Below are 6,000 nucleotides of genomic sequence, written 5' to 3'. Positions count from 1 at the left end.
ACTGACTTCAAAACTAATATTCATCGAAATAAACATGTAATTCTAAAGCTATTACCATTCCAACAGAATGGTAATGAATTGACTGTGCCGCTTGTTGTTTTCACTTTTTAATAAAAAGCAAAACCAAAAAGCATTCGAACTATTTCTAGCTCAGGTCACTCAGTTCATTGAAATCAAGTTTGTTACCGAAGTAACTGTTTTACCCAAAGGATAAAACGTTTTGATATTCATCAACGAGTGCCCACACAGATTGATAGGTTTAAATTGTTAAAGAGCTTTACTTATTGAGCGTTCCTTTTAGTAAGGAGCCTCTCTAAGTGGACGGCCATTCTAGCGAATTGGGTTCCAGTGTCAAACACTTTTTCCAGCTAATTTTTCAAAGCATCTTAAATGCTTAATGTCGTCTCGTTACTTAGTTCAAACCGCTTAGTTATCCCTGGCAACGGAGGCGCATTATAGAGAGAATCCCCCTTTGCACAAGGCCAAAAACGAAAAAAGACCGCAGCAGGCGATCGTTCGGACACTATTCACACAAAGCGTTCAAAATAGGTACGATTACGTCTTAATTTTGACTAATCGTACCTATCGTTCTTACCTTGATTATTGGTGAGCAATAATTCGGTCGTTATTCACTAATAGCTGCACTTTCTTATCCGGATTGATTTTTCCTGCAAGTATCGCTTTCGCTAATGGGTTCTCAACACTCTGCTGAATTGCTCTTTTAAGAGGCCTCGCACCATAGACAGGATCAAAACCGACTTGAGAGATCAACTTCAGTGCTTTGTCCGAAACTTCAAGCTCATAGCCATTGTCTTCCATTCGTTTCTTCAAATGCTCAAGCTGAATAGCGGCTATTGACTCGATGTGAGCTTGACCTAATGGATGGAACACGACACTTTCATCAACACGGTTCAAAAACTCAGGGCGGAAATGCTTACCTACCACTTCCATCACCTCATTCTTTATTCCTTGGTAATCGAGCGTATTGAAGTTTTCTTGAATTCTCGAAGAGCCAAGATTAGATGTCATGATCACTACAGTATTTCTGAAATCGACCGTGCGACCTTGTCCATCGGTTAATCGTCCATCATCCAAAACCTGCAATAGAATATTGAAAACATCAGGGTGCGCTTTCTCTACTTCATCAAGCAGAATCACAGAATAAGGTTTTCGACGAACAGCTTCAGTTAAGTAACCACCTTCTTCATACCCAACGTAACCAGGAGGAGCACCAACCAAACGAGCCACTGAGTGTTTCTCCATAAACTCAGACATATCGATACGAACCATGGCATCGTCACTATCAAACATGAAGTTAGCCAATGTTTTACACAGTTCGGTTTTACCTACGCCCGTTGGACCAAGAAATAAGAAAGAACCAATCGGCTTATTTGGATCGGATAAACCAGCACGACTACGACGAATCGCATTCGATACCACTTCTACCGCTTCGGCTTGCCCAATAACCCGCTTATGCAGAACACCTTCCATTTTCAGAAGCTTCTCTTTTTCTGCCTCTAGCATTTTAGAAACCGGAATGCCGGTTTGCTTTGAAAGAACATCGGCAATTTCAGCGTCAGTTACCTTATTACGTAATAAGGTCATTTCTTGCATTTCAGCTTGAGTCGCGAGATCTAACTGCTTCTCCAACTCTGGGATTCGACCATATTGCAATTCAGACATTCGGTTAAGATCGCCAGCACGCCTTGCAAAGTCCATATCCATACGAGCTTGTTCTAACTCTGATTTGATATGTTGCGTCCCGGAAAGCGCCGCTTTTTCAGCGTTCCAAACTTCTTCAAGCTCAGCAAAATCCCGCTCCTTCTCAGAAAGTTCACTTTGCAGCGTGCGAAGCCTCTTTTCACTGGCTTCATCATTTTCATTCGTGAGAGCTTGCTGCTCGATCTTCAATTGAATGATTTTGCGCTCGAGCTTATCTAGCGACTCAGGTTTTGAATCGATCTGCATGCGAATGCTCGAAGCCGCTTCATCAATGAGATCAATCGCCTTATCCGGTAACTGGCGATCTGAAACGTATCGATGAGATAACGTTGCCGCCGCTACAATCGCTGGGTCAGTAATTTCTACATGATGGTGAAGTTCATAGCGCTCTTTCAAACCACGAAGAATCGCAACTGTGTCTTCAACGGTTGGCTCATCGACTATCACTTTTTGGAATCGACGCTCTAATGCAGGATCTTTCTCTATATACTGACGATGTTCATCGAGTGTCGTTGCGCCTACACAATGCAGCTCACCACGAGCCAATGCTGGTTTCAGCATATTACCGGCGTCCATAGAGCCTTCACCTTTACCAGCTCCGACCATGGTGTGAATTTCATCGATGAAGAGAATAATGTTGCCCTCTTCTTTCGATAATTCGTTGAGAACTGATTTCAAGCGCTCTTCAAATTCACCACGATATTTAGCACCTGCAATCAAAGAGCCCATGTCTAATGAAAGAACTCGTCGCCCTCTCAAGCCTTCCGGTACTTCATTATTGATAATGCGCTGCGCCAAGCCTTCAACGATTGCCGTTTTTCCGACACCAGGTTCACCAATAATAACGGGGTTATTCTTAGTACGGCGTTGAAGTACTTGGATAGTACGACGGATTTCATCGTCTCGACCAATCACAGGATCTAGTTTGCCTTGCTCTGCTCTTTCAGTCAGATCAATGGTGAACTTCTCTAATGCTTGGCGTCTGTCTTCGGCATTCGGGTCATCGACTTTTTGACCACCACGAACTTGCTCGATAGCTTGAGATAGTTTTTGCTCAGTAAGGCCTAACTCTTTAAGTAAGCTCCCTAAAGGACCTTTGTCTTCAATTGCAGCGAGTAGGAATACTTCTGAAGATATGTAACTGTCTTGGCGCTTTTGCGCGACCTTGTCACATAGGTTGAACAACGTTCCCATGGCATTCGAAAGCTGAACATCACCACCGATACCACTTACTTTTGGCACTCGGTCTAATATTTCACTCAATTTAGAACGCAATTGAACAACATCAATGTTCAGCATAGTAAGCAATGGACGAATCGCACTGCCATCTTGATTAAGCAAAGACACCATTAGGTGTACAGGTTCTATATATTGGTGATCACGACCTAATGCGAGCGACTGAGCATCAGATATCGCAATTTGGAATTTACTAGTGAACCGATCGAGACGCATGCCAACCTTCCTACTCTTAGATATGTTTATCTTATGGTTAGAAGATGGATACGGTAACGCGGATTTTCAAGGGATAAGAGTGAAGAATAGAGCTTATATGAAAATATAAATGAGCTGGATGAGTGGTTGTGCTAGCCAGAGATTACTCTAACCAAATAAATGTAGCCTGACGTCCAGTAATACCATCACGGCGATAAGAATAGAAAGCATCTGAATCTGCGTATGTACATAGATTCGAGTCTGTCACTGAAGTCACGCCAACTTTCATTAATCGTTGAGTCGCGAGTTGAGACATGTTTGCCAGCCATTTGCCCGGTTTAGCTTTGGCTTGAAATGCTAATTTCGCTTGAGGGTCAAAACGAACAAAAGCTTCCAACACATCGTTGCCAACCTCAAATGCATCTTTGCCAATTGCAGGGCCAAGCCAAGCCATGATCTGATTATCTGAATCTAGATTTGAAAACTTTGCGACGGCATTTTCAAGAATGCCACCAGCAAGACCACGCCACCCCGCATGAACAGCCGCGACTTGAGTGCCTTTGGTATCAGTAAGAATTACGGGCAAACAATCAGCCGTCATCGCTGAACACACAATACCCTTTGCAGAGGTAAATGCACCATCAGCATCAAGAACATTCGTCACCGGTTCTAAAACCGTAACGACATCCGTTGAGTGAGTTTGATTTAGCCATACTGGAGCTGTGGGCATCTTAGATTGTTGCTTTAGCCATATTCGATTGCTTTCAACAAGCGAAGTATCATCCCCAACGTGCATACCGAGGTTTAACCCTTGATAAGCACCTGTAGAACAACCATCGAAACGAGTCGAAGCAAATGCTTTCACGTTTTGAGGAGCGTTCCAGTCAGGGATGATCATTGACATGGTTAAATGTCGTCTTCGTGATTTTCGCGAGCATCAACACGTAATGCTTCAGCCATCACAACCATGTCATTTGGAACAGGTGCGTGGAACTCAACTTCTTCGCCAGTAATAGGGTGAACAAATTTAAGCATTACAGCATGCAGCGCTTGGCGATCAAAAGAACGAATCATTGTCGTCAGCTCTTCAGATGCACCTTTTGGAATACGTGCACGACCACCGTATGCAATATCACCTAACAGAGGATGCTGAAGGTATGACATGTGAACACGGATTTGGTGAGTACGACCTGTTTCTAGGCGTAGACGAATACGAGTATGTTCGCGGAAGTGCTCCGCAACACGGTAGTGAGTTACCGCAGGCTTACCTAATTCATTCACGTCCATTAAAGTACGTTTAGTTGCATGACGGCTAATGCCTTTCTCAACCACACCACCCGCGGTCATTTTACCAATAGCAATTGCTTCATATTCACGAGTAATACGACGTTTAGCAAGAGCACGTACAAGGCGAGTTTGAGCTGGAACCGTCTTAGCTACAACCATAAGACCGGTTGTGTCTTTATCAAGACGGTGCACAATACCCGCACGAGGTACTTCTGCAATCTGAGGGTAATGGAAAAGCAATGCGTTTAGTATGGTTCCATCCGGCGTACCTGCGCCTGGGTGTACAACCAGATCGCGAGGCTTATTGATAACCAATAAATCATCATCTTCATAGACAATGTTTAACGGAATATCTTGTGCTTCCCAGCGCTCTTCATCTGCAAGCTCCGCTTGTAGGATGATCGCTTCACCGCCCAAAACTATGGTGCGCGGTTTAGTGATAACTTCGCCATCCACTTGGATTTTGCCGTCAAGAAGCCACTCTTTAATACGAGAGCGAGAAAAATCGGTAAATAGTTCAGCGACAGCTTGGTCTAAACGTTGACCTAACTGGCTGCTTTTTACTGTGTCTGTTAATGTTATCTGCTGAGCCATATCGAACTTTTTTAAAAACCGTGAGACTAATACCCATTAGTATGGATAAAATAGAATAATTGCATCATTGTATCTGTTACTGGTTAGAAAGTAACGGAAGCTTACGAAATATTTAATTCAAGGAATCGACGCCTGACATGAAACACCTTACTTTATCGGGTCTATTAGCCGTATCACTCTTAGTTGGCTGTTCAAGTACTGAAGAAATAGTACCGGATGTACCACCATCGGTTCTTTACTCTGACGCTCAAGAGTCCCTACAGAGCGGTAGCTGGCTTTCTGCAATCGAAAAGCTAGAAGCCTTAGACTCTCGTTACCCATTCGGCGCCTATTCGGAACAAGTACAGCTAGATCTGATTTACGCGTACTACAAAAATGATGACTTGGCGTTAGGCCTTGCAACCATTTCTCGATTCCTACGCTTAAACCCGACTCATGAAAAACAAGACTGGGTGCTTTACATGCGCGGCCTAACGCACATGGCACAAGACCGTAACTTCATGCACGACATTTTTAATATCGACCGTAGTGACCGAGATCCAGAACCAGTAAAACTCGCGTTTGCTGACTTCAAACGACTACTGGAACGCTTCCCTAGTAGCCCTTATGCGGAAGATGCGCAAAAACGCATGTTCGCACTTAAGAACCGCCTCGCAGAGTATGACTTAGCAACCGCTGATTTCTACCTACGCCGTGAAGCTTGGATTGCAGCTGTAAACCGAACACAAGAACTGCAGAAGACTTACCCAGACACCATTGCTGCACGTAAGTCTTTGGATATTCAGTTAGAAGCTTATAAACAACTAGGTTTAGAAGACGCAGCTTCAAGAACAGAAAAATTGATTGAGTTAAACCCACTGCCTTAATCAACGTTGTCATATTCATTCGAAAACGCGCTAATTTATTAGCGCGTTTTTTTTGAACTTAATTTCGTAAACTTGATGAATCGCATAATACACGGTATCT

The 6,000-nt window shown here is 43.5% G+C and carries 4 protein-coding genes; 1 reads left to right on the top strand and 3 read right to left on the bottom strand.

From position 1 onward, the window contains the following. Positions 1-600: 600 nt before the first annotated feature. From clpB to rluD, 3 genes are all read right to left on the bottom strand, one after another. Positions 601-3,174 (bottom strand): ATP-dependent chaperone ClpB, encoded by a 2,574-nt coding sequence (clpB, locus tag AACT19_RS06310; RefSeq protein WP_076645745.1) that lies wholly within the window; start codon positions 3,172-3,174, stop codon positions 601-603. A 142-nt stretch (positions 3,175-3,316) separates the two neighbouring features. After that, complete coding sequence (pgeF, locus tag AACT19_RS06305) at positions 3,317-4,057, bottom strand: peptidoglycan editing factor PgeF (protein ID WP_076645743.1); 741 nt, start codon at positions 4,055-4,057, stop codon at positions 3,317-3,319. Positions 4,058-4,059: 2 nt separating this feature from the next. Continuing rightward, positions 4,060-5,034: a 23S rRNA pseudouridine(1911/1915/1917) synthase RluD gene (rluD, locus tag AACT19_RS06300; RefSeq protein ID WP_017077746.1), complete on the bottom strand. Its 975-nt coding sequence runs from the start codon at positions 5,032-5,034 to the stop codon at positions 4,060-4,062. Positions 5,035-5,171: 137 nt separating this feature from the next. Between rluD and AACT19_RS06295 the strand changes: the two genes are divergently transcribed. After that, complete coding sequence (locus tag AACT19_RS06295; RefSeq protein ID WP_004735032.1) at positions 5,172-5,900, top strand: outer membrane protein assembly factor BamD; 729 nt, start codon at positions 5,172-5,174, stop codon at positions 5,898-5,900. Positions 5,901-6,000 lie beyond the last annotated feature (100 nt).

Source organism: Vibrio sp. 10N.222.47.A9 (assembly GCF_963872585.1).
GTDB lineage: Bacteria > Pseudomonadota > Gammaproteobacteria > Enterobacterales > Vibrionaceae > Vibrio > Vibrio splendidus.
The sequence above is the reverse complement of the archived record's forward strand: the minus strand, read 5'-3'. Positions and strand labels throughout refer to the sequence as shown.